Genomic DNA, 207 nt, shown 5'->3' on the forward strand with positions numbered 1-207 from the left:
TAGGTGCGTGCTCTCAAGCAACGAAGTTTATTATACGGACGAATCAGCTCAGGGCAAGAACTTTTTTAAGAAATTTTCCGACCTAATCATTGGGCAGTCATTGGGGACGTTCTTAAACGAGTAGTCATTCAAGAACGTCCATTACAGTCGAAATTGTCAGCCTGGGACTGTCTCGGGCTACGATTGAGGCGCGCCCAGAACGGGCCG

This window comes from Collinsella aerofaciens (assembly GCF_040915425.1).
Taxonomy (GTDB): domain Bacteria; phylum Actinomycetota; class Coriobacteriia; order Coriobacteriales; family Coriobacteriaceae; genus Collinsella; species Collinsella aerofaciens_BW.